At 71.0% G+C, this 21,197-nt stretch carries 24 protein-coding genes; 11 read left to right on the top strand and 13 right to left on the bottom strand.

Translation table 11 applies throughout. The features are described 5' to 3' along the window. Positions 1 to 129 precede the first annotated feature (129 nt). The 6 genes from radA to ACQPZZ_RS38350 all read right to left on the bottom strand — a co-directional run bounded on the left by radA (position 130) and on the right by ACQPZZ_RS38350 (position 4,257). Positions 130 to 1,557, bottom strand: a complete 1,428-nt coding sequence (radA, locus tag ACQPZZ_RS38375; protein ID WP_432927242.1) for a DNA repair protein RadA — start codon at positions 1,555 to 1,557, stop codon at positions 130 to 132. A 104-nt stretch (positions 1,558 to 1,661) separates the two neighbouring features. Then, a complete protein-coding gene (locus tag ACQPZZ_RS38370; protein ID WP_432927240.1) occupies positions 1,662 to 2,300 on the bottom strand; it encodes an SRPBCC family protein in 639 nt (212 codons plus the stop codon). Continuing rightward, on the bottom strand, positions 2,297 to 2,710 hold the full coding sequence (locus tag ACQPZZ_RS38365; RefSeq protein ID WP_363642121.1) for an ArsR/SmtB family transcription factor: 414 nt from the start codon (positions 2,708 to 2,710) through the stop codon (positions 2,297 to 2,299). Before ACQPZZ_RS38365 ends, ACQPZZ_RS38370 begins: the two co-directional genes overlap by 4 nt. 65 nt (positions 2,711 to 2,775) lie before the next feature. Beyond that, the gene (gene trxA / locus ACQPZZ_RS38360; RefSeq protein ID WP_363642123.1) at positions 2,776 to 3,090 is read right to left on the bottom strand and encodes a thioredoxin; all 315 of its coding nucleotides are present in this window, start codon (positions 3,088 to 3,090) and stop codon (positions 2,776 to 2,778) included. Further along, the gene (locus tag ACQPZZ_RS38355) at positions 3,087 to 3,491 is read right to left on the bottom strand and encodes a MerR family transcriptional regulator (protein WP_432927237.1); all 405 of its coding nucleotides are present in this window, start codon (positions 3,489 to 3,491) and stop codon (positions 3,087 to 3,089) included. The genes trxA and ACQPZZ_RS38355 overlap by 4 nt, the downstream gene beginning before the upstream one ends. Before the next feature lie 67 nt (positions 3,492 to 3,558). Further along, positions 3,559 to 4,257: a class I SAM-dependent methyltransferase gene (locus tag ACQPZZ_RS38350; RefSeq protein ID WP_432927235.1), complete on the bottom strand. Its 699-nt coding sequence runs from the start codon at positions 4,255 to 4,257 to the stop codon at positions 3,559 to 3,561. 163 nt (positions 4,258 to 4,420) lie between these two features. Here ACQPZZ_RS38350 and ACQPZZ_RS38345 point away from each other — a divergent pair, with 163 nt between their 5' ends. The 7 genes from ACQPZZ_RS38345 (at position 4,421) to ACQPZZ_RS38315 (ending at position 11,519) form a co-directional block, all read left to right on the top strand. After that, positions 4,421 to 5,236: a sugar phosphate isomerase/epimerase family protein gene (locus ACQPZZ_RS38345; RefSeq protein WP_432927233.1), complete on the top strand. Its 816-nt coding sequence runs from the start codon at positions 4,421 to 4,423 to the stop codon at positions 5,234 to 5,236. Next, positions 5,233 to 6,036: a class I SAM-dependent methyltransferase gene (locus tag ACQPZZ_RS38340; protein ID WP_432927232.1), complete on the top strand. Its 804-nt coding sequence runs from the start codon at positions 5,233 to 5,235 to the stop codon at positions 6,034 to 6,036. Before ACQPZZ_RS38345 ends, ACQPZZ_RS38340 begins: the two co-directional genes overlap by 4 nt. Positions 6,037 to 6,057: 21 nt before the next feature. Further along, positions 6,058 to 6,663, top strand: coding sequence for a TetR family transcriptional regulator (locus ACQPZZ_RS38335; protein WP_432927230.1), 606 nt, complete (start codon positions 6,058 to 6,060; stop codon positions 6,661 to 6,663). Between the two features lie 225 nt (positions 6,664 to 6,888). Further along, positions 6,889 to 8,991 (top strand): (Fe-S)-binding protein, encoded by a 2,103-nt coding sequence (locus tag ACQPZZ_RS38330; protein ID WP_432927228.1) that lies wholly within the window; start codon positions 6,889 to 6,891, stop codon positions 8,989 to 8,991. A 159-nt stretch (positions 8,992 to 9,150) separates the two neighbouring features. Then, positions 9,151 to 10,110, top strand: coding sequence for a hypothetical protein (locus ACQPZZ_RS38325; RefSeq protein WP_432927226.1), 960 nt, complete (start codon positions 9,151 to 9,153; stop codon positions 10,108 to 10,110). Next, on the top strand, positions 10,107 to 11,186 hold the full coding sequence (locus tag ACQPZZ_RS38320) for a glycosyltransferase (RefSeq protein ID WP_432927224.1): 1,080 nt from the start codon (positions 10,107 to 10,109) through the stop codon (positions 11,184 to 11,186). Before ACQPZZ_RS38325 ends, ACQPZZ_RS38320 begins: the two co-directional genes overlap by 4 nt. A 69-nt stretch (positions 11,187 to 11,255) precedes the next feature. After that, positions 11,256 to 11,519, top strand: a complete 264-nt coding sequence (locus ACQPZZ_RS38315) for a hypothetical protein (RefSeq protein ID WP_432927222.1) — start codon at positions 11,256 to 11,258, stop codon at positions 11,517 to 11,519. 170 nt (positions 11,520 to 11,689) lie between these two features. On the opposite strand, the gene ACQPZZ_RS38310 is transcribed toward ACQPZZ_RS38315, so the two are convergent. Then, entirely contained in the window at positions 11,690 to 12,073 is a 384-nt protein-coding gene (locus ACQPZZ_RS38310) for an STAS domain-containing protein (RefSeq protein ID WP_432927220.1), read from the bottom strand. A 16-nt stretch (positions 12,074 to 12,089) separates the two neighbouring features. Next, entirely contained in the window at positions 12,090 to 13,220 is a 1,131-nt protein-coding gene (locus tag ACQPZZ_RS38305; RefSeq protein ID WP_432927218.1) for a PP2C family protein-serine/threonine phosphatase, read from the bottom strand. A gap of 115 nt (positions 13,221 to 13,335) precedes the next feature. Between ACQPZZ_RS38305 and ACQPZZ_RS38300 the strand changes: the two genes are divergently transcribed. Next, positions 13,336 to 13,617 carry a metal-sensitive transcriptional regulator gene (locus tag ACQPZZ_RS38300; protein ID WP_363642147.1) on the top strand — a complete coding sequence of 94 codons (282 nt, stop codon included), beginning with the start codon at positions 13,336 to 13,338 and terminating at the stop codon, positions 13,615 to 13,617. Between the two features lie 49 nt (positions 13,618 to 13,666). On the opposite strand, the gene ACQPZZ_RS38295 is transcribed toward ACQPZZ_RS38300, so the two are convergent. Together ACQPZZ_RS38295 and ACQPZZ_RS38290 are read right to left on the bottom strand one after the other, a co-directional pair. Beyond that, positions 13,667 to 13,828, bottom strand: coding sequence for a hypothetical protein (locus ACQPZZ_RS38295; protein ID WP_167538777.1), 162 nt, complete (start codon positions 13,826 to 13,828; stop codon positions 13,667 to 13,669). A 174-nt stretch (positions 13,829 to 14,002) separates the two neighbouring features. Beyond that, on the bottom strand, positions 14,003 to 15,412 hold the full coding sequence (locus tag ACQPZZ_RS38290; protein WP_432927215.1) for a hypothetical protein: 1,410 nt from the start codon (positions 15,410 to 15,412) through the stop codon (positions 14,003 to 14,005). A 365-nt stretch (positions 15,413 to 15,777) separates the two neighbouring features. Between ACQPZZ_RS38290 and ACQPZZ_RS38285 the strand changes: the two genes are divergently transcribed. Beyond that, the gene (locus ACQPZZ_RS38285) at positions 15,778 to 17,022 is read left to right on the top strand and encodes a mannosyltransferase family protein (RefSeq protein WP_432927213.1); all 1,245 of its coding nucleotides are present in this window, start codon (positions 15,778 to 15,780) and stop codon (positions 17,020 to 17,022) included. A 46-nt stretch (positions 17,023 to 17,068) separates the two neighbouring features. Continuing rightward, the gene (locus ACQPZZ_RS38280; protein ID WP_432927211.1) at positions 17,069 to 18,025 is read left to right on the top strand and encodes an endonuclease/exonuclease/phosphatase family protein; all 957 of its coding nucleotides are present in this window, start codon (positions 17,069 to 17,071) and stop codon (positions 18,023 to 18,025) included. On the opposite strand, the gene ACQPZZ_RS38275 is transcribed toward ACQPZZ_RS38280, so the two are convergent. Beyond that, positions 17,931 to 18,461 (bottom strand): gamma carbonic anhydrase family protein, encoded by a 531-nt coding sequence (locus ACQPZZ_RS38275; protein ID WP_432927209.1) that lies wholly within the window; start codon positions 18,459 to 18,461, stop codon positions 17,931 to 17,933. The two genes, ACQPZZ_RS38280 and ACQPZZ_RS38275, sit on opposite strands and share 95 nt — an antisense overlap. A gap of 153 nt (positions 18,462 to 18,614) precedes the next feature. Between ACQPZZ_RS38275 and ACQPZZ_RS38270 the strand changes: the two genes are divergently transcribed. Further along, positions 18,615 to 19,748 (top strand): hypothetical protein, encoded by a 1,134-nt coding sequence (locus ACQPZZ_RS38270; protein ID WP_432927207.1) that lies wholly within the window; start codon positions 18,615 to 18,617, stop codon positions 19,746 to 19,748. A 192-nt stretch (positions 19,749 to 19,940) separates the two neighbouring features. Here the strand turns inward: ACQPZZ_RS38270 and ACQPZZ_RS38265 are convergent, their stop codons facing one another. Both ACQPZZ_RS38265 and ACQPZZ_RS38260 read right to left on the bottom strand, forming a co-directional pair. Next, positions 19,941 to 20,153, bottom strand: a complete 213-nt coding sequence (locus ACQPZZ_RS38265; RefSeq protein WP_363642159.1) for a hypothetical protein — start codon at positions 20,151 to 20,153, stop codon at positions 19,941 to 19,943. Positions 20,154 to 20,267: 114 nt separating this feature from the next. After that, positions 20,268 to 21,020, bottom strand: a complete 753-nt coding sequence (locus ACQPZZ_RS38260) for a GntR family transcriptional regulator (protein WP_432927204.1) — start codon at positions 21,018 to 21,020, stop codon at positions 20,268 to 20,270. Positions 21,021 to 21,197 lie beyond the last annotated feature (177 nt).

Raw genomic sequence — 21,197 nt, 5'->3', positions numbered from 1 at the left:
GAGAGGCGCTCCGCGGACGGCCCGGTGAAGCCCCTCGGGGGCGCGGGGGCGAGGCCACGGCCGACGGGGCAGGCAACAGAGTTTACCGGTGTGACGGCGTGCTCACCGGTGTCACAGTAGTTCCCTCGCTCACCTCATCTGGTTGAGGGCGTCCCACACGTTCTCCACCTCCGTGACCTCGAAGCCCGGCGCGAACGGCGTCGTACGGCCGGCCGGTGAGCGCAACGGCACGAGACGGCCGCGGCTCGCCGACGCCTCGAGACGGGGGCCCTCCTCCTCCAGCGAACCGGAGGGGACCAGCGCCTTGGTGAAACCGAGCCGGGCCGCCTCGGCCAGCCGCCGCCGCACGTCCCGTACGGGCCGCAGCTCGCCGGCCAGGCCGACCTCGCCCAACGCGACGAGCCCGGGGGGCAGGGCCTGATCGCCGGCCGCGCTGACGACCGACAGCATCAGCGCGAGGTCCACGGCGGGGTCGGTCAGGCGAATCCCGCCCACGGTCGCCGTGAAGACGTCACACTTGCCGATCTTGGCGTGGAGCCGTCGCTCCATCACGGCGAGCACCATCGCCACCCGGTAGGAGTCGAGGCCGGAGGAGGTGCGGCGGGGCTGGGGCGCCTCGGTCGGGCCGACCAGGGCCTGCAACTCGGCGGGGATCGGGCGGGTGCCCTCGATGGTCACGGTGACGCAGGTGCCCGGCACCGGCTCGGGGTGGCGGGAGACGAACAGCCCGCTGGGGTCGGTGATCCCGGTGATACCGCGCTCGTGCAGGTCGAAGCAGCCCACCTCGTCGATCGGGCCGAACCGGTTCTTCACCGCGCGGACCATGCGCAGCCGCGAGTTGCGGTCGCCCTCGAAATGGAGCACGACGTCGACCAGGTGTTCCAGCACCCGGGGCCCGGCGATCGTGCCGTCCTTGGTCACGTGGCCCACGAGCACCGTGGACATCGCCCGCTCCTTGGCGAGGCGGACCAGGTTGCCGGCGACCTCCCTGACCTGGGTCACACCCCCGGGCACCCCGGTCGCGCCGGCCGAGCCGATCGTCTGGACGGAGTCGACGATGAGCAGGCTCGGCTGCACCTTCTCGACGTGCGCCACCAGGGCGGAAAGGTCGGTCTCGGCGGCGAGGTAGAGCCTGTCCTCGATCGCGCCGATGCGGTCGGCGCGCATGCGCACCTGGGCGGCCGACTCCTCGCCGGTCACATAGAGGACGGTCTCGCCGCTCGCGGTGCGCGCGGCGGCCTCCAGCAGCAGCGTCGACTTGCCGATGCCCGGCTCTCCCGCCAGGAGCACGACCGCGCCGGGGACGAGGCCGCCGCCGAGCACGCGGTCGAGCTCGGGGACCCCGGTCGTCCGCGAGCTGACGACCTCGGCCTCCACCTGGCCGATCGGGACGGCGGGGGCGGAGACGGCGCCCGGCTTGACCACGTGGACGCCCTGCCGCGCCCCGGCCTCCTCGACCGTGCCCCACGCCTGGCACTCCCCGCACCGGCCGACCCACTTGACCGTGGTCCAGCCGCACTCGCCACACCGGTACGCCGGCTTCGCTGCCTTGCTCACGTGCGGGAGGCTACCGGCCGCCGCCGACAATCCGAATCCAGGTCGTGTCCCGTGATCTTTCCAGCCTGCCGCGGTCGCCGCAGCGCAAGATCGCGGGGCACTCCTCAGTTCTCCGGCTTCTCGGGGACGTAGAAGGCGGTGGTGCCGGCGACCGCGGCGGCCACCACGTCGTCCGGTGCGCCGGAGGCCCGGTATGCCTCGCCCCACAGGCCGCTGCTGAGCCTCATGAGCTCCCGCGCCTCCTCCGACCGCTCCCACGCCGAGGGGTCGTCCATCATCTCGCCGCGCAGGTGCAGCCCGAGCCCGAGCAGTGCCAGGTCCCAGCCGACGCCCGTGGCCCCCGGCCCGAATCGGTCCCAGAACTCCGGCGGCACCACGGCGACGTGCTCGAGCTCGAACACGGTGCGCCCGTCGCCCTCCGCGCTCAGCCGCACCTCGACTTCGCTGAAGCCGGGGTTCTCGCCGAACAGCCAGCTGACCCGCAGCAGCCGGGGCGGCTCGCAGGCCAGGATCTCCCCGCCCGCGTTGCCCTGGAGCTGGTAGTGCCCGCCGAGCTTCAGCTCGCCGCTCACCGGCAGGAACCAGCGGCCGATCCGCTCGGGGTCGGTGCAGGCGTCCCACACGTCCTCGATCTCGGCGTCGTAGGCGCGCCGCAGCAGCACCGTGCGGGCCTCGCCTTCCGGCAGGTCCCGCGCGCCGACCGCGCGGTGGGCTTGGTTGATGTGGTCGATGAAGTCGCTCATGGCCGCTCTTCCTCGTCGGTCCGCCCGTCGTGGGCTGCGTGATGGGATGCGTGATGGGCATCGCCGCCGTCGTGCCGCCGTCCGAGCCGCCGCTCCCGTTTCCCCCGCGCCAGTTCGGTGCCGAGCGCGTCGAGCCGCTGCTCCCAGAAGCCGCGGAACCGCTCCAGCCACGCGTCGACCTCGCGCAGAGGCGCGGGCTCGACGGCGTACAGCCGGCGTGTGCCCTCGGCCCGTACGGACGTCAGCCCGGACTCCCGGAGCACTCGCAGGTGCTGGGAGACCGCCGGCTGCGAGATCCCGAACTCGGCGCGGATGACCGAGGTGAGCGCGCCCGACGTCTGCTCGCCGTGGGAGAGCAGCTCCAGGATCCGGCGTCGCACCGGATCCCCCAGCGCGTCGAATGCGTGCACGCGCCCACTATGCCGAGAGCCACTTATAAAAGTCAACGCTTATAAAGGCGCGTCCCGGCCAAGATCTAGAAGTGGCCGGCGAGGTCGGCGAGCAGCAGGCGCTTGGGCTTGGCGCCCCTGATCTGCCGGACCACCTCGCCGTCCCGATAGAGGTTGAGCGTGGGAAAGCCCAGGACGTTGTAGCGCTGTGCGATCTCCGGGTGGTCGTCGGCGTTGAGCTTGGCGACCGTGAGGCGGTCGCCGTACTCGGCGGCGATCTCCTCCAGGATCGGGGCGATCATCTTGCACGGCGGGCACCAGTCGGTCCAGAAGTCCACCAGCACCGGCTTTCCGCTGCGCAGCACCTGCTCGTCGAAGTTCTCCGCGGTCAGCGTGATCATGACTCTCCTCGTCGTCTCAGCAGGCAGCCGGGGCACGCCTCGGCGAACTGGGCGGCCACCTCGGACCGGCGGGCCAGCAGGTCGCGGATCTGGTCGTCGATCTCGGCGAGCTTGCGCCGGTAGACCGCGACCGAATCGGGGCAGGATCTCCCGGACGGATGGCCGGACCGCAGACAGTCCACGAACGGCCGGGCGTCCTCCAGCGTGAAGCCGACCGACATCAGCCCCCGGATCTCGGTGACGATCGGGATGTCCGACTCGTCGTACTCGCGATATCCGTTCGCCGAGCGGCGCGACCGGATGAGCCCCCGCTGCTCGTAGTAGCGCAGCGCCCGGGTGCTCACACCCGCGCGCCGGGCCAGCTCGCCGATCCGCATCGGCTCCTCCTCGGCCTCGTCCACCCGCTGCGGCCCTCGTACGGGACACGACGGTAAAGCTTGACGCCGGTGACAAGGTCAAGCCCGTGGCTCAGAATTCCCGCCATCGCAGGACGTTCGGATAGTCGATCTCCAGGCCGTCGATCTCCCGCATCGCCTCGCCGGCCACCTCGGGTGTGAACTCGATGCCGAGCACCGCCTCCAGGTCGGTCCTGGACCGGAACGTCATCCGCAGGTCAAGCTCCTCGCGCCGCCAGCCCAGCCGGGACCAGAAGCGTTCCACGGCCTCGGGGGAGTACGACGGCAGCGACCGGCGGAACCAGCGGCCGAACGCCCCGCGCGAGGCGTCCACGTCCACCACGAACGCGGCGCCGCCCCGGCGCAGCACCCGCCCGAGCTCGCGCAGTCCCGGCTCGCAGCCGGGCCCGAAGAAGTACGCCCAGCGCGCGATCGCCACGTCGGCCGACGCGTCGGGGAGGGGCAACGCCTGCGCGGTGCCCGTACGCACGGCGACGTTGGGCAGGGACGCGCAGCGGGCGGCGGCTTTGGCGGCGAGGCCGCCGTGCGGCTCCACGCCCAGGACACGCCCGGCGGAGGCGGCGAGCGTGGGCAGGTGGAAGCCGGTGCCGCAGCCGATCTCGACCACGGTCGCGCCGTCGAAGGGCCGTACGGCCCGCATCGCCGCCTCGGCCGCGCCCTCCGGTCCCACGGCGAGGTTCTCCAGCTCGTAGATCTGGGGAGTGTTCCAGATGTTCGGACTGGGTACGGCCCCGTTCACGATCCGTGCCATGCGCCCCACATTAGTTCGCGACCTTGGGTAGTTGATTGTGGCGAAGCGGCGCGCGACGCGGGTGCGGCTTAGGCTGGATCCGTGAACGGGCGCAGGGAGCGAACGGACGGCCACGGCCACGGGACTGGAACGTGCCCGTGGGCCGCAAGGGGAGGCTGGCCTCATGAGTGACATCCGCGTGCCCAGCGGCAAGGTGGCGCTGTCGACGGCGTCGGTGTACCCGGAACGGACGCCGGACGCCTTCGAACTGGCCGCCCGGCTCGGGTACGACGGCGTTGAGATCATGGTCGGGCAGGACCCGGTCAGTCAGGACATCGAGGTCCTTCAACGGCTGCGCGACCACTACCAGATCCCGATCCTGGCCGTGCACGCGCCCTGCCTGCTGGTGACCCAGCGGGTGTGGGGCCGCGACCCGTGGCTGAAGCTGCGCAGGGCGCGCGAGGCGGCCGAGCGGCTGGGCGCGCAGACCGTCGTGGTCCACCCGCCTTTCCGCTGGCAGCGCGACTACGCCAAGGAGTTCGAGAAGGGCCTGGCCCGGATGCGCGAGGAGACCGACGTCGTCTTCGCGGTGGAGAACATGTTCCCCCTGCGGGCCAGGGGCAACGAGGTCGTGCCGTACGCGCCGGACTGGAACCCCGTCGACTACGACTTCCCCGACGTGACGCTCGACCTGTCCCACACGGCGGTGTCGGGGTCCGACGCGATGGAGATGGCGACCAAGCTGGGCGAGCGGCTGGCCCACCTGCACCTGGCGGACGGGCTGGGCACGACCAACAAGGACGAGCACCTGGTGCCCGGCCGGGGGTCGCAGCCCTGCGCCCCGATCCTCGAACGCCTGGCCGGCAACGGTTACCGCGGCCTCGTCGTCCTGGAGATCAACACACGCAAGGCCGCCAGCCGCACCGAGCGGATCCAGGATCTGACCGAGGCGCTCGCCTTCGCCAGGCTCCACTTCGCCGCCTCGTCGACGGCCTCATGAACGAACGACTCGCGGACAGCCACCGGGTCTTCGACCGGGTCTCGCAGGAGTACGACGCGGCCAGGCCGCACTATCCGGAGGCCCTCTACGTCGCGCTGGAGACCCTGTCGGGGATCCGGCTCGCCGGGGCGACCGTGATCGACGTCGGAGCGGGCACGGGCATCTCGACCCGGGGCCTGCTCGACCGTGGCGCCCGGGTCGTCGCCGTGGACCGCGGGGAGCGGATGCTGGTGCGCCTGCGTGCCCGCACGGCCTGCCCCGCTCTGCTGGCCGACGGGAACGACCTGCCCTTCCGCGCGGGCTCGGCCGACCTGGTGACCTACGCCCAGTCGTGGCACTGGCTCGACCCGGCGCTTTCGATGGCCGAGGCCGTACGGGTGATCGGGGGCGGCGGCGGGTCCGGAGACGGCGACGCGATCGGGGCCGGTGCGGTCGCGGGCTGGTGGAACACCGTGGATCCCGGCAAGGCGGACTGGCTGGCGGCCAACCAGGTGCGGCTCGCCGAGTCGTGTCCCGGCTACATCGGACCCGTGCTGCCCGGATGGACCATGCCGCCGATCGCCGCGGCCATGTCCGACGCGGGCCTCGCCGTGGCCGAGACCTGGGTCGACTGGACCAGGTCGGTGCCGCTGGAGGACTTCCTGACCGACCTGCGCTCCCACTCGTACATCGCCAGCATGGAGGGCGGCGTGGCGACGGAGCTGCTCGCCCGGGAGCGGGCCGAACTCGGCCGCGTCTTCCCGGACGGACGGCTGACCGTCCCCATGCGCGTGTATCTTGCGGTGGGCCGTAAGGGCTGAGCGGGCGAGCGGGGAGCCGATGTGACGACGGAGGTGCCGGAGGTCTCGGGCGGCAGGCGGCGACCCGGCCGGCGTCCGGGCGCGGCGGACACCCGCGGTGAGATTCTGGCCGCCGCACGCAAAGTCTTCGCGGAGAAGGGGTTCGACAAGGCGACGATCCGGGGCATCGCCCGCGAGGCCGGAGTCGACCCCGCTCTGGTGCATCACTATTTCGACAGCAAGGAAGGCGTGTTCGTCGCGGCCATGCGGCTGCCGACGGACCCCTCGGCCGTGCTTCCCCTCATCCTGTCCGGGCCGCGCGAGGAGGTCGGCGAGCGCCTCGTCCGCTTCGTCCTGACGATGACGGCCGACCCGGCGGCCAGGGAGCCGCTGCTGGGGATGGTGCGGACGGCGATGGTCAACGAGCAGGCCGTCGGCATGGTCCGGGAGTTCTTCACGACGGCCGTCCTCGGCCGGGTGGCCGAGGCGCTCGACGTTCCGCCGCTGCGGATGGAGGCCGCCTTCGCGCAGTTGTTCGGCGTGGTGATGACGCGGTACATCCTCCGGTTCGAACCGCTGGCCTCCGCCGACATCGAGGAGATCGTCGCGCTGCTGGGCCCCACCGTGCAGCGCTACCTGGCCGGATAGGTTGGGTGCATCCCTCCCGTACCCTCTTATAGAGCTTTGTTCTAGTATCGTGCCGTCGGCGGGAAGCGCGGTGACGAGCACCACTCGCCGAGCGTGACGCAGGATAAGTTACTCACCGGTACCATTCGGGAAGCGTAGGAGTTATCCACAGGCCGGGGCTCGGCCGCCCCGGCGAGGGCGCCGCGCCCCTACGCTGGCCGCCGATGTTCGACATGGGAGGGACTCGTGCTCTGGGTAGCGATAGTGGGCCTCGTCGCGACCGCCGTGGCGGTCGCGCTGGCGGGCCGCCGCGTGCTGTTCCTCTACCGGCTCGCCAGGAGCGGCCAGCCGGCCCCGGAGCGCATCGAGTACGCCAGGGACAACGTCGGCACGGAGATCAAGGCGCAGTTGGTCGAGGTCTTCGGCCAGCGCAAGCTGCTCAAATGGACGCCGTCGGGCACCGCCCACTTCTTCGTCATGTGGGCGTTCTTCATCCTGGCCACGGTCTACCTGGAGGCGTACGGCGCGCTCATCCAGGGGGCCGTCACCGGTAAGCCGGATTTCCACATCCCGCTGATCGGGACCTGGCCGGTGCTGGGCTTCCTGCAGGACTTCATCGCGGTCGCCGCGCTGATCGGCCTGATCGCCTTCACCGCGATCCGGATCAAGAACTCGCCCAAGAAGCTGGGCCGCGATTCCCGCTTCTCCGGTTCCCACCTGGGCGGAGCCTGGTTCACGCTGTTCATGATCTTCAACGTGATCTGGACGATGTTCCTGTTCCGCGGGGCCGCCGTCAACACCGGCAACCTCCCGTACGAGTCGGGGGCGTTCGCCTCGGAGGCGGTCGCGAAGATCCTGCCCTCCAGCGAGGTGCTGGAGGAGATCGGCCTCCTGCTGCACATCGGCGTCATGCTGGTGTTCCTGGTCTTCGTGGTGAACTCCAAGCACCTGCACATCTTCACCGCGCCGCTGAACGTGCTGTTCTCCCGCCGCCCCGACGGCCTCGGCCCGGCCCAGCCGATGCGCAGCGACGGCAAGGTGCTCGATTTCGAGGAGGCCGACCCCGAGACGGACGTGTTCGGCCGCGGGAAGATCACCGACACGTCCTGGAAGGGCTTCCTCGACTTCTACACCTGCACCGAGTGTGGCCGCTGCCAGTCGCAGTGCCCGGCGTGGAACACCGACAAGCCGCTGTCGCCCAAGATGCTCATCCTCGACCAGCGTGACCACGCCTTCGCGGTCGCGCCGTACCTGCTGGCGGGGGACAAGGAGAAGGAGAGCTTCCCGCAGGACGTGCTCGCCCTGCTGGACAAGCCGCTGGTCGGCGAGGACGGGGTCATCCACCCCGACGTGTTGTGGTCGTGCACCAACTGTGGCGCCTGTGTGGAGCAGTGCCCGGTCGACATCGAGCACATCGACCACATCCTCGACATGCGCCGCTACCAGGTGATGATCGAGTCGTCGTTCCCGTCCGAGGCGGGCGTGATGCTCAAGAACCTGGAGAACAAGGGCAACCCGTGGGGCATGTCCGAGATGAAGCGGGCCGAGTGGATCGAGGAGCTCGACTTCGAGGTGCCGGTCATCGACGAGAAGATGCCCGAGGACGTCGAGTATCTGTTCTGGGTCGGCTGCGCCGGCGCGCTGGAGGACCGGGCCAAGAAGACCACCAAGGCCGTCGCGGAGCTGCTGCACATCGCCGGGGTCAAGTTCGGCGTGCTCGGCCCGATGGAGGCCTGCACCGGCGACCCGGCCCGCCGCCTGGGCATGGAGTTCCTCTTCACCATGCTCGCCCAGCAGAACATCGAGACGCTCAACGAGGCCGGCGTCAAGAAGATCGTGGCCACCTGCCCGCACTGCTTCAACACCCTCGCCAACGAGTATCCGCAGCTCGGCGGCACCTACGAGGTCGTGCACCACACCCAGCTGCTGGCGCACCTGGTCGAGGAGGGCAGGCTCACCCCGATCACGCCGATCGAGGAGAAGATCACCTACCACGACCCGTGTTTCCTCGGCCGCCACAACAAGGTGTACGCCCAGCCGCGCGACATCATGGCCAAGGTGCCCGGCGTCCAGGCTCAGGAGATGCACCGCTGCAAGGAACGCGGATTCTGCTGCGGCGCCGGCGGCGCGCGGATGTGGATGGAAGAGCGCATCGGAAAGCGCATCAACACCGAGCGCGTGGACGAGGCGCTGACCACCGACCCCGACACCGTCTCCACCGCCTGCCCGTTCTGTCTCGTGATGCTCGGCGACGCGATCAACGAGAAGAAGAACGCCGGTCAGGCCAAGGAGTCGCTCGAGGTCGTGGACGTCGCCCAGCTCCTCATCAAATCCATCAAGCAGGGGTAAAGGCATCTTTGCCGAGATCGTGAACTATTTGTGAAAATTCTCAGTCAAGGCGATGGAATGAACCGTGTTTCACGGAAGAGTGACAAAGGCTTTCTCCACATAACAGGAAAATCACGGTAACCTCAACGTTGGCTCAATCGACGGGGAGGGGGCTGGACGGTGGGTGTGGTCGTCACCGACGCGGAGGTCACCCTGGCGGACGTCCTCTCCCTGCGTATGGCCGTCGCCGATCCGCTGGCGGACGGCGCCCGGCTGATCCTGCGGCGGCGGGGCACCGGTGAGGAACGGCGGGTGACGCTCGAGGCCTCCGGCGGACGTACGCGGGACGCCAGTGTCGCGGTCTCCCTCGAGCCGCTCGACCTCGGCCCCGGGCGCTGGGACGCCTACCTCGACCAGAACGGCGTCCGCGTCCGCATCCAGAGCATCGATCCGGGATTCTCGCTCGACCGCCTCGACGCGTACGCGCTGGGCCGGCGGACGCTGGCCTACCGGGCCTACCGCACCCGCAACGGCTTCCTGGCCCTGAAGATAGAGCCGGCGGAGCCGGTCGCCGACGTGCGCGCGGTGTGGTTCCGCGAGGGGCGCTTCGAGGTGACCGGGCTGCTCGCCTACACCGGCCTGGACGACGACGACCAGCACCGTCATGCCACGCTCGCACTGCGTCATAACAGCCCGGGTCATAACAGCCCGGGTCATAACAGCTCGGGCCATAACAGCCCGGGTCACAACAGTTCGCACCGCAGCGATCCGGGCCAGGGTGATCCGGGCCAGGGTGATCCGGGCCGGGGTGATCCGGGCCAGGGTGATCCGGGCCACGGTGATCGGGGCCACGGTGACCCGGCCGCGACCGTGCGGGTCGCCGCCACCGTCCAGGGGGTCCGGTTCCATGCCGCGCTCTCGCTGTGCGACGTGCTGGCCGCGACTCCCGGCTCGCAGGGCTCCTGGGAGCCCTATCTGGAGGTGGACGGCATCGACCACGCGCTTCCGCTGGGCGCCCGGCTCGACGACGTCGAGGGCAAACGCCGCCGCGTCCACTATCCCCACGCGCTCGTCGACGGGGTGCCGATCCGGCCCAGCTTCACACCGGGCGACGAGCTGCTGCTGGAGGTGGGAGCGTGAGGATCACGTTCCTGCTTCCCTCCGCGTACGGCATGCGCGGCGACGTGCGGGCGACGCTGAACCTGGCGGAAGGGCTGGCCTCGCGGCACGACGTGGAGGTCGTGAGCGTCCGGCGCACCAGGGAGACGCCGTTCTTCCCGGTCGATCGCCGGGTGACGATGCGCTGGCTCGTGGACGCCAGGCCCGGTGTCCACCACCTCCTGCCTCGGGGACAGGTGCGCACGGAGGTGGCGCTCTGGCGGATGCTGCGCGGTCTGCGCGCCGACGTCCTGGTCACCACCCGGCCGTCGCTGAGCGTGCAGGCGGCGAGGTATGCCCCGCGAGAGGTCGTCCGCATCGCGCGGGAGTGGGGCAAACCGTCGGTGCTTGCGCCGGTGCGCCGGTTCTATCCCCGCCTCGACGCCGTGGTGACGAGCACCGGCGGGCGGCGGGACGAGTGGGTGCGGCTACTCGACGACGACCTGTCGGTCCACGTCATCCCCGACGCCCTGCCCACCGCGCCCTGGCCGCGCTCCCGCATGGACAACCGGATCGTCAGCGCCGGGGGCAGGCTGGTGCCGGGCAAGTCGTACGACCAGCTTGTGCGCGCCTTCGCGATCGTCGCGGACAAGCGGCCCGACTGGCGGCTGCGGTTGTACGGCGGGGGCCCGGAGGAGCGGCGGCTGCGTGCTCTCGTCCGCGACCTCGACCTGCACAACCACGTGTATTTCATGGGCGTGACCCCCGACCTGCCCGGCGAGTTCGCCAAGGCGTCCATCGTCGCGGTGCCCTCGCAGAACGAGGTGCTGGGCATGACCGTCATCGAGGCGCTGAGCTGCGGCGTGCCGGTCGTGGGTTTCACCGGATCCCGAGGGCCCGCCGAGTTCCTCCGTCCGGACCGCGACAGCGTGCTGGTCCAGGAGGAAGAGGACGGCGATCCCGAGCCGCTCGCCTGCGCGCTGCTCACCCTCGTCGACGACGAACGCCGCCGCATGAAGCTGGCGGCCGGGGCGCTGGAGACCGCGTCCCTCCACGCCGCGCCCGCCGTCGCGGTCCGCTGGGAGGATCTCATGTACGGCCTGCGCTCCCGTCCCTGACCCGCCAACCTCGGTTGGTGAGTGGTGTCGGTGTCCCCTCGGCGATCACGGAAACCAGGAGGAAGCGGCATGACGAACAGGGCTGTGCGTCTGGGACGTTCGCCGATGGTGGCGGCTCTCGCCGTGGGCGTCGCGCTGGGCGGCGCCACGTCCGCGAGCGCGGCGGAGAGCACGGCAGGCAGTACAGCGGGCAGCACGTCCGCGAGCGCGGCCTCACGGCTGGGGCCGTACGGCTACGGCTCCCTGAAACTGGGGATGAGCGCCAAGCAGGCCCAGAGGACCGGCGAGATCGTCAGAAGCGCAACGACGAAAGCTGCTCGGGCTGGGACCTGAAGGGGCACCCGACTCCCAAGGACAGTGTCGGCCTGTTCCAGGACTGCTTCAACTAGGGACTTTTCAGGGGCCCGGGACCGGGAGGACGGCGACGGGCCCCTGACGCCGGTGCGGCACCCGCATATGTGGTGACGCCCTCGTGGGAGGTGTGATGCCGGCGGCGGCCCGATTCAGTCGCCGGGTTCGGTGAGGTACGCGGCGGCGGTGGTGGCGGAGCCGTAACTCGGCAGCTCCGAGTCGAGGCCGGTGATCTTGAGCATCCGGGCGAAACGCCCGTGAGCGCCGCTCAATGCCAGGCGCCCGCCGGCCGCCCTGACGGCGGTCAGGGCTCCCATGAGGACGCTCAGCCCGGTCGAGTCGCAGAACCTGAGCCCCTCGGCGTCGACCACGATCCGGGGCGGGGTGCGCAGCCCGACCGCCTCGGCCAGGCAGGCACGCAGCGACGGAGCGGAAACCAGATCCAGGTCACCGAACATCCGGATGACGACGACGCCCTCGTCCAGCACGGTGAGCATGGAGAAGGTGTCGGGCTGTCCGTGCCTTCCCGGTTCCACTCGTGCTCGCCTCTGCTCACCCGGCCTTGCCGTCCGGCGGTCGCCTCCCGCCGGAGCTGTCCGTCAATGATTGCACATGGCAAATGATGCCTGGGCCGCACTGCCCGGCTCGATCCCTGCGGACGAGCAGCATGGCGGCGTCGTCGGGGACGGGCCCGCCGACGTGCGCGACCAGGTCGCGTTCCAGCAGGTCGAGGGCGGCCTGCGGGTCGCCGTCCCGAAGCAGGCGGGGCGCCCGTTCCTCCAGGGAGTAGAAGTTCCCACCCCGATCGCGCGCCTCGATCACGCCGTCGGTGTAGAAGAGGATCTGGTCGCCCTGGCGGAACGCGCACCCGTACGGCTCCGGCCTGGCCGGGGCGAGCGCGGCCAGGCCGAGCGGCGGCGTCTCCTCGCGCGGTTCGAGCCGGTGAACGCGGCCGTCGCCGGTGAGCAGCAGAGGCGGCGGGTGGCCGTAGTTGAGCAGCGAGATTTCGCCCTCGCGTACCTCCGCGAGCACGGCGGTGACGAACTTCTCCCCGCCGAGCCGCCGCGCGAGGCGGTCTTCCAGGCACTGTCCCACGGCGGCCAGCGCCGGCTCGTCGTAGGCGGCCTCCCGGAACGCGCCGACCACCGAGGCCGCGGTCTCCACCGCGTCCAGCCCCTTGCCCTGCACGTCACCGACGATCAGGCGGACGCCGTGCGGCCCCCTGGCGATGTCGTAAAGGTCTCCGCCGATGCGGGCCTCCACGGCGGCGGAGGTGTAGGACAGGGCGATGTGCAGGTCGCCGGCGTGACGCGGCAGCGGGTGCAGCAGCACGCGCTGGACGGCCTCGGCGACGAGGCGGACGTCCGCCAGCTTCCGCTCGCCCTCGGCCCGCAGCCGGCACGCGAACGTGGCGGCCGCGGTGACACCGACGATCGCGACCAACGTGACGATGTTCTGCGGGCGGCAGAGCAACTGATCGTGGTAGGCCACCGGCACGGACAGGACGAGCGCGACCAGCCCGGCCAGCGCCGTGCTGCGCACGCCGCCCGTCACGGCGGCCAGCGCGGGTCCGAGGGTCAGCAACGGCAGCAGGCCCAGGGACGGCCCGGCGAGCAGGTCGAGCACCACCACCGTCGCCATGGCGGCGAACGGCAGCGTACGGAGGACGGTTCGCGATGTCATCCGCGACTCCAGCGCCGCTATGAGCCGGTCGATGGATGCATTCCCGGGACCACCTGCCCTACCCGCCCATACGGGCGCGGCCCTGCCGCATACGGGTGGCGGGTATCGTGGGAGGATGCACGGGTACAGCGGGGACAAGCAGGCCTACCTCACCCGCCTGCGCCGGATCGAGGGACAGATCCGGGGGCTGCAGCGGATGGTGGACGAGGAGGCCTACTGCATCGACATCCTCACCCAGGTCTCGGCGGCCACCCGCGCTCTCCAGGCGGTGGCGCTCGGCCTGCTGGAGGACCATATCGCCCACTGCGTCGCCGACGCCGTCAGGAGCGGGGGCCCGGAGGCCGGCGAGAAGGTCAAGGAGGCCTCGGCGGCCATCGCCCGGCTCGTCAGGTCGTGACCGTCCCGGGCCCATCAGATGCCCGGGACGGTCCGTGCTCTCAATGCCTTCAGCGGCTCGCCGAAGTCCGCAATCCGAGCGCGTTGTCGAGCTCTTCCAAGGTCAGTCGGTTCTCCGTGATGTTCACGGCCTCCAGCACCTCGGCGTAGAGCGCGATCTCGTCCAACGCGACACGGTCGTGGACCCGAGAGTCCAGGTCGTCGTGCCCCACCGCGTCGTCCTTCCTTCCGCAGCCCACACCCATCACGAGGTTACGTCCGGGTACCCTGCCGCGACATGGCCCATCGTGACCATTCCATCCCGCGCCCCTCGTCCCTCCGGGACCATTTCCCCGATACCGAGATCACAATTCGATGAAAAAGGCAGTGATGGGGGGAAGGGGTTGCTAAAGCGGAGGTAAGGGCGATATATCCGAATTTGACGTTTCGAACAGCCAGCCGCCGGACTCCTCCAGGTCGCGCCTGGGCTGCGCCGCCTGCTGCGGGCGCGGGTCGTCACGCTGATGGATCAGGCACGTGACGACCGCCGAGCATACCGGGAAACCCTCCGCCGGCGCGGGCGTGCCGGTCAGGGCGCACCAGGCCAGGCCGGTTGCGTACGCGGAGCCGAGCAGGGCGGCGGCCGTTCCCCGGTCGGGCGGGACCAGTCCCGGCGGCAGCGCGCCGCCGGCCGGCCAGCAGCCCCGCAGCGGGTGGGCGGGATCGGCGAGCGCGAGATAGAGGGCCTGACGGAGTTCGTCGTCCATCCACGGATAGAGCTCGGTGACCACCTGCGCGGTGTGCGAGCCGCCCGGCGCCGCCCAGGCGGGTTCGGTCACGCCGCACACGCCCGCGACGTCGGCGGCGAGCAGCGCCGCGGCCACGGCCCGCGGATCCATCCCGCGTGAGGCCGTGTAGGCCAGCGCCTCGACCAGGTCGTACAGGGTGTGCCGGAAGTGCTCGCCCGGCGCCCATTCGACGAGCGTGGCCGGGGCGAGGTGCGGCGGGCAGCGCGCCAGCCAGGCCTGCCGTACGCCCCCGCCGGGGATGGCGTGCTGGTCCAGCCAGGGGCTGCCGAGCAGCGGCTCGGTCATCGCGATCAGCGCGTCGGCGCGCGGCCGGAACCGGGGGTCGGCGCGGAGCACGGTGGCGGTCTCGGCCATCAGCCCGGCCAGACGCAGGCCCGCCTCCTGGGCACCGCTGCGCATCCGCTCGGCGTACAGGGTCACGAGCGCGTCGAGCGAGCCCATGGGCAGCCAGCGCACCCAGTCGTCGCCGGGCAGGGGCCGGGCCAGGAACTCGCCGAACATCGACAGCATGACCTCGTTGCCGTCGAAGGCGGGCGCGTACGCGCACCACATGACGGTGCCCCACACGGCGGCCACCGTCGAGGCCACGTCACGGGCGAAGATCTCCCGGTAGACGCTGCCGCCGAGGGGAAAGTCCTCCCGGCGCAGCCCGCGGTGGGCGAGGAGCAGCGCGCGGAGTCGTTCGGTGATCTCATGCGGGACGTCCGGGCCGACGAACGCCTGGGAGGACCCGCGGTCGTACGCGAAGTCGGGGCCGGAGGGGATCAGCGCGGGCGGGATCGCGACACCCGGCGGCTGCGGCCGGGCGCCGGAACGGATCGCGGCGTGCAGCGGAGGCGCCGACAGGTGCCAGCGGCCGTCGACTCGGTCCAGGCGGTACCAGCGGGCGTGCGCGCCGAACAGCCACTGTGCGCCGTCCGGCGTGACCAGCGCTCGCTGGGCCAGGGTGTGCGCCCGGGTGAGCGGGGGAAGCAGCGTCCACCGGGGGTCGCCGACGACGGCGCGCACGTCGCGCTCCATTGCCGTGAACCCGTCCCAATACACGCGGCAGTGACTCCTCCGTCCTCTGGAGAGGACGAGTTCTCGTTCATCCCGGTTTAGGCGGCCCGCGCAGGCGGCGACCACGCCCTGGCCGATGCCCCTGCCGGCCGCCCGGGTGCCGGGACGATTCCGGCGGTCCCCTCGCTTGATCCGATGGTAGCTCGCCGGTCCGACAGGCGGCGGGAGCGGTGGTGCGGCGGAGGCCGCCGGTGAAAGTTTCACACGACGGGATGCGCTGAACAGCGTAAATCCAAGTATCTAAGGATTGTTCGGTATCTCGGGGGATGCCTGCCACTTGGCATCGGCTGCCGTGGCGTATTCCATAGATGCTCGTGACGGAGATCCAGCAGGCCGGGACCGACCGGGAGCAGGGCGCGGACGAGGCGTCGGAGAAGATGGCGCCCGTGGACAGCTCTGGCGGCACGGCGACCGGCGAGCAGACGGGGCCGCGTTCGGGCCGGGATTGGCGAGCGGTGTGGTGGTTCGGCCGGCCCAGTGACCGGACGGCCCTGCTGATCTGGTTCTTCTGGGAGGTCGCCTGTTACATCTACCTGGTGCTGGCGGCGCCCGGCCGTACGGAGGACCCGATTCTCGACCGGTTCAACCGGTACGACTCCTACAACTTCGAGGACATCGCGAAGTACGGCTACGACGGCCGGCCGGAGGACCAGGACTCGCCGCGGCTCGTCGCGTTCTTCCCGGGTCTGCCGTTGCTGTTGCGCGTCCTGCACCTGGTCATCCCGGACCTGAGGCTCGCCCTCGTCCTGGTCTCGTTCGTCGCGAGTGCCGTCGTGGCGGTGGCGCTGTCGCGGCTGAGCGAGTCGTACCGGGAGGGCAGCGGCCACTGGACCGTGCTGGCCTTCTTCTGCAGCCCGTTCGCGGTGTTCCTGCTCGCCGGTTACACGGAGGCGCTGTTCCTCGCGCTGGCCATTCCCGCGTGGTTGCTGGCGCGTCAGGGCCGGTGGGAGACCGCCGCCGTCTGCGCCGCCTTCGCGTCGTCCATCCGCATCTCCGGGCTCTTCCTCGCCCTCGGCCTGGTCGTGCAGTTCCTCGTCTCGCGTGACGGGCTGCGTACCACGGGGGGATGGCGCAAGGCGCCGTGGCTGTTGCTGCCGGGCGTGCCCGTGCTGGCGTACATGATCTACCTGTGGCACCGCACCGGCGATCTGATGGCCTGGAAGGCCGCGGAGGCGCAGTACTGGGGCCGCTACCCCGAGGCGCCCTGGAACGTGTTCATCAACACCTGGCACCGGTCCTTCGACGAGCCCGCCCTGACGACGTCGTACCGTGAGGAGATCCTCTCGGCCATCGTGCTGGTCGTGCTGATCATCGCGCGGCTGATCCGGCGCAACTGGGCCGACTTCGCCTATCTGGCGCCGCAGGCGGTGGCGCTGCTGGCGATGTCGTCGTTCTACATGTCGGTGGGCCGGGCCTCGCTGCTGTGGTGGCCGCTCTACATCTCCGTCGGCGTCGTCGGCAGCCGAAGGCCCTGGGCCTTCATGGCCTACATCGCGGTCGCGGCGCCGGTGATGGCAATCAATGTCGGAAATTTCACCACAGGCGCCTGGGTGGGTTGATCGCTCCTGACTAGCTTCTCCATGTATGGGGGCATATGTGGCAGGAGTGGCAATTGTCGCACTTGTGGTGGCCGGTCTTCCGCCGGCCGCCGACACGTACCGGGTGAACGTGCTCACCTACAACGTCTGCGCGGCGGGCAACAGCGCCGGCACCTGCGTACGCGACCTGACGCCGCGGCGCCGCAGGACCTGGGCCGGTCAGGTCTCCGCGCTCATCCGGTCGAAGGACGTGGACGTCGCCTCGTTCACCGAGATGTGCTACGCCCAGGTGGGCCTGCTCCGGCGCGAGCTGCCCGGTTATCGCCTGCTCTGGTACGGCTACGCGAAGGGCGGCGGGCCGGGCCGTGAGGACCGGTGCCGCACGTTGTGGAGCGATCTCACCCCGGACACGGTTCCGCCGGACGGCAGGACCTTCGGCGTGGCGCTGGCGCTGAAGAACGGCGCCGAGGGCTCGCCGCTGCGGCGGCTGCTGCGCGCCGACCACGCCCCGGCCACACCGGGCGAGACGATCCACCCGCGCGGCCTGCTGTGCGCCACCGGCCGGGTCGGACCCCGCCGATCGGTCTGCTGCGTGACCCACATCTCCGACACCGAGACCCCGCGGCAGGTCACCGGACTTGTGGCGGCGTACGCCCACGGTGCTCCGGTGATCCTCACCGGCGACTTCAACCGGGAACCCGGCCACGACCAGCTCACCGACGTGTACGGCATGGGCCTGGGCGAGGGCGGCTACACCGAGGCCGACGCCGAGTCGTGCGGGGTCGCGAGCCGGGGCGGCGAGCCCACCACGCGCGGCGGCCGGAAGATCGACTACGTCTTCGCGACCGAGGCCGACTACCGTCCGGGCGGAGCCGAGGTCATCAGGACCGACCCGGAGCTGTCCGACCACCTGGCGCTGCTCGGCACGCTCATCGGGACCGAACCGAGGCCGCAGCGTGACGGCGGGCCTTGGCGAGGTAGTTGTCCGGGGTGCGCGCGAAGGAGGCGCGGTCGTCGTCGGTGAGCTCCCGCACGACCTTCCCCGGCACGCCCGCGACCAGCACGCCGGCCGGGATGCGGCGGCCGGGCGGCACGACGGCCCCGGCCGCGATCAGCGACCCGGCCCCGACGACCGCCCCGCCGAGCACGACGGCCCCGATGCCCACGAGGGCGCCGGTCTCGATGTGCGCGCCGTGCACCATCGCCCGGTGGCCGAGGCTCACCCGGCCTTCCAGGATCGCGGGCTCTCCGGGGTCGGCGTGCAGGCAGCACAGGTCCTGGATGTTGACCTCGTCGCCGACCTCGATGCGCTCGTCGTCGCCGCGCAGCACAGAGCCGTACCAGACGTTCGCACCGCGTCCGAGCCGCACCCTCCCGACGACCACCGCACCCGGGGCCACCCACGCGTCGGGGTGGATGATCGGCGTGGCGTCGTCGTCCAGGTCCGCTACGTACGGCATGCCGCCATGATCCCATGCGGCCGTGCCGGGTCCGACGCGACGCCCCGTGTTCCGCCCGGCGCCTGCGGCGTTCAGGTTGCGATGTGCGACGGATAGCAGGAAAGTCGTGTCCTGGCTGCGTTACCGTCGTTATCTCCAACCCCAGGGTTTCTCATGACGAATCAGACCGACAATTTCCCCGACCTGATGAGTGACGACTCCTTCGAAGTCGTGATGCGTGGGTACAGCCGCAGGCAGGTCCACGACTACATGGTCAGGACCCGCAACCAGATCCGGGACCTGGAGGAACGGCTCGCGCGCACGATCGACCAGGCGGAGCAGAGCCGGCTGGAGCTGGCCGAGGCGCGGCGGAGGATGACGGAGTCGCCGCAGAACCCCGACGAGCTGGGCGAGCGGCTCAGCCAGATACTCAAGCTGGCGCAGGAGGAGGCGACCGCCAACAAGGAGGCGTCCGAGGCGGAGGCCAGGAGGCTGCGCGAGAGCTCGGCGGCCGAGGCCGAGCGGCTGGTGACGTCGGCGCGTGAGCAGGCCGACGCGATCAGGGCCGCCGCCCAGGACGAGGCCGAGCGCCGCGTCGCCGACGCCACGTCCACGGCCGATCGGCTGCTGGCGCAGGCGGGCGCGAACGCGGAGGAGACGCTGGGCACGGCACGCGCGGAGGCGGAGGAGACCCTGCGCGCGGCCCGCGCCGAGGGGGAGCGGCAGCTCACCGCCGCCCGGATGGAGGCGGAGCGGCTGCTCGCCGAGGCGCGCGGGCAGGCCGAGGCCATGCTGGCGGCGGCGCAGCAGCGCGTCAACGCGCTGGACGAGCACACCGGCCGCCGGGTGGCCTATCTCACCGACACCCACGCGGAGGTCGTGCGGCGGCTCAACGAGATCGGCTCGGTGCTCGGCGACCTGATGCAGCGGGAGGCCGCGGCGGGCCCGGTGATCGACGAGGACGCCGTGCTGCCGCCCGCGCCGCAGATGCACGCCATCCCCGCGGGCGCGCCGGACCAGCCACAGGGCCAGATTCCCGAGCCGGTCGAGGAGCCGCGGCAGGCACTGGAGGCCGCGCCGTCCGGGCACGAGGCGCACGCCGCCGACACTTCCGGCGAGTACGGTGCCGATCACGGTGCCGATCAGGGGCAGCGGACGGGCGGCGACGAGGACGACGCGGTCCTGATCGTGGACGACGGACGCCACGAGAACGGTCACGCCGTGACGCCGTCGCCGGAGGACACCGACGTCAATCTCGGCCGCGTACGGCGTACCCTGCCGGACGGGGAGCCGGTCCGCGGTCAGTGAGCCCGGCCGTGTGAACAGCGGCATGACCGGCCCGGTGGCCGGCGGGCAGGCCGCGCCGGCGGCGGATGCCCCGGCCGGGGCGTGATGCCGATGAGGGCGGGTTTCCGCCCGGCCGGGAGAACACGCGGCAGTGCGGAAGACCGGAGTGGTAGCGGAAGCCCCCGCCCCCGATCGGGTCGGGGGCTTCCGCGCTCATGGATCGGCGGCGAGGGTCTCCTGCTCGCGCAGCAGCCGACGCAGCCCCTCGGCCTCGTCCGCGTCGACGGTCATCGCGCATCCCGCCGCCCGCTGCGCCGAGGTGAGCGGGTGGTGCCGGGTCGCCCACCACCGGCCCGCGTCGCTTCGCCAGATCGTCCACTCCGGAAACTCCCGGGCGATCTCGGCGAGGCGTCGGTCAAAGGACATCCGTACACCTTCCCTCGCCGTGTGCCCGGTGTTCTTGACGTCTCCTCCTCAAGGTGCGGGACATCTCTAGAGAAATCAATGATCGGGACAGTCAGGTCAACGTTCCCTCTTGACCTAGGCGTCGAAGTCGTACTGGAGTACATACGACGCCGCGTCCAGGATCATCTCGTTGACCTCGACGGGCACCCCTCCTTCCGCGAAGGCCACCCGGATGACGGAGATCACCGGCGTGCCGGCCGGGAGGCCCAGTGACTCGGCCTCCCCCGGCAGCGGCATCCGCGCCCGCACCTCCTCGCTGAAACGGACGGGAGCCCGGCCGAGCTCGCCCAGCCGGGCGTACACCCCGCCGGGGCCGGTGTCGGACCGGACGATCGCCGTGCCGTCCACGAGCTCGGCGGGAAAGTGGGAGGCCGCGAGCTGCACCGGGCGGCCGTCCACCGAGTAACGGCGCCGCCGCACCCACACCTCGCCGGTGCCGAGCACGCGGGCGACCTGCTCGCTCGCCGGCTCGCGCAGGATGCGCACCTCGTCGACGACGTACGACCGGCCCCGGGTGTCGGAGTCCCAGATGGCCAGGCCCTGGGCCCACTGCTCCCGGGAGAGCCGGCGGGACCCGTGGCGGCGGATGGGGCGGAACAGGCGCACGTAGACGCCCGAGCCCCGCTTCGGCACGGCGAGCCCTTCGTTGATCAGCACGGCCAGCGCCTGCCGTGCCGTCGCGCGTGCCACGCCGTACTCCTTCATGAGCGCGTTTTCGCCCGGTAGCCGGTCTCCATCACCGAGTTCGCCGGACAGGATCTGATCGCGCAGCCTGTCGGCCATGCGGCGATAGATCGGAGACTCGTGATGCACCGGGGATTCCGTCACGTTTGATCACCCTCTGTCACCAACGGGGGGATGGCGTCTCCAGAGAACTTGCCCCGTCTTGTCCACGATCGCACAGAGTCTTGGGTGCGTCTTGTGCTTACTTTGCGCTGATCGTGCCGGTGTGGCGATCTCTGGGGGTTATAGCCGTCCGCTACGGTGGAACGGTCCCTTCCGGTA

Source organism: Microbispora sp. CA-135349, from assembly GCF_050947365.1.
Classification (GTDB): domain Bacteria; phylum Actinomycetota; class Actinomycetes; order Streptosporangiales; family Streptosporangiaceae; genus Microbispora.
This window is presented reverse-complemented; position numbering and strand designations above follow the sequence as displayed.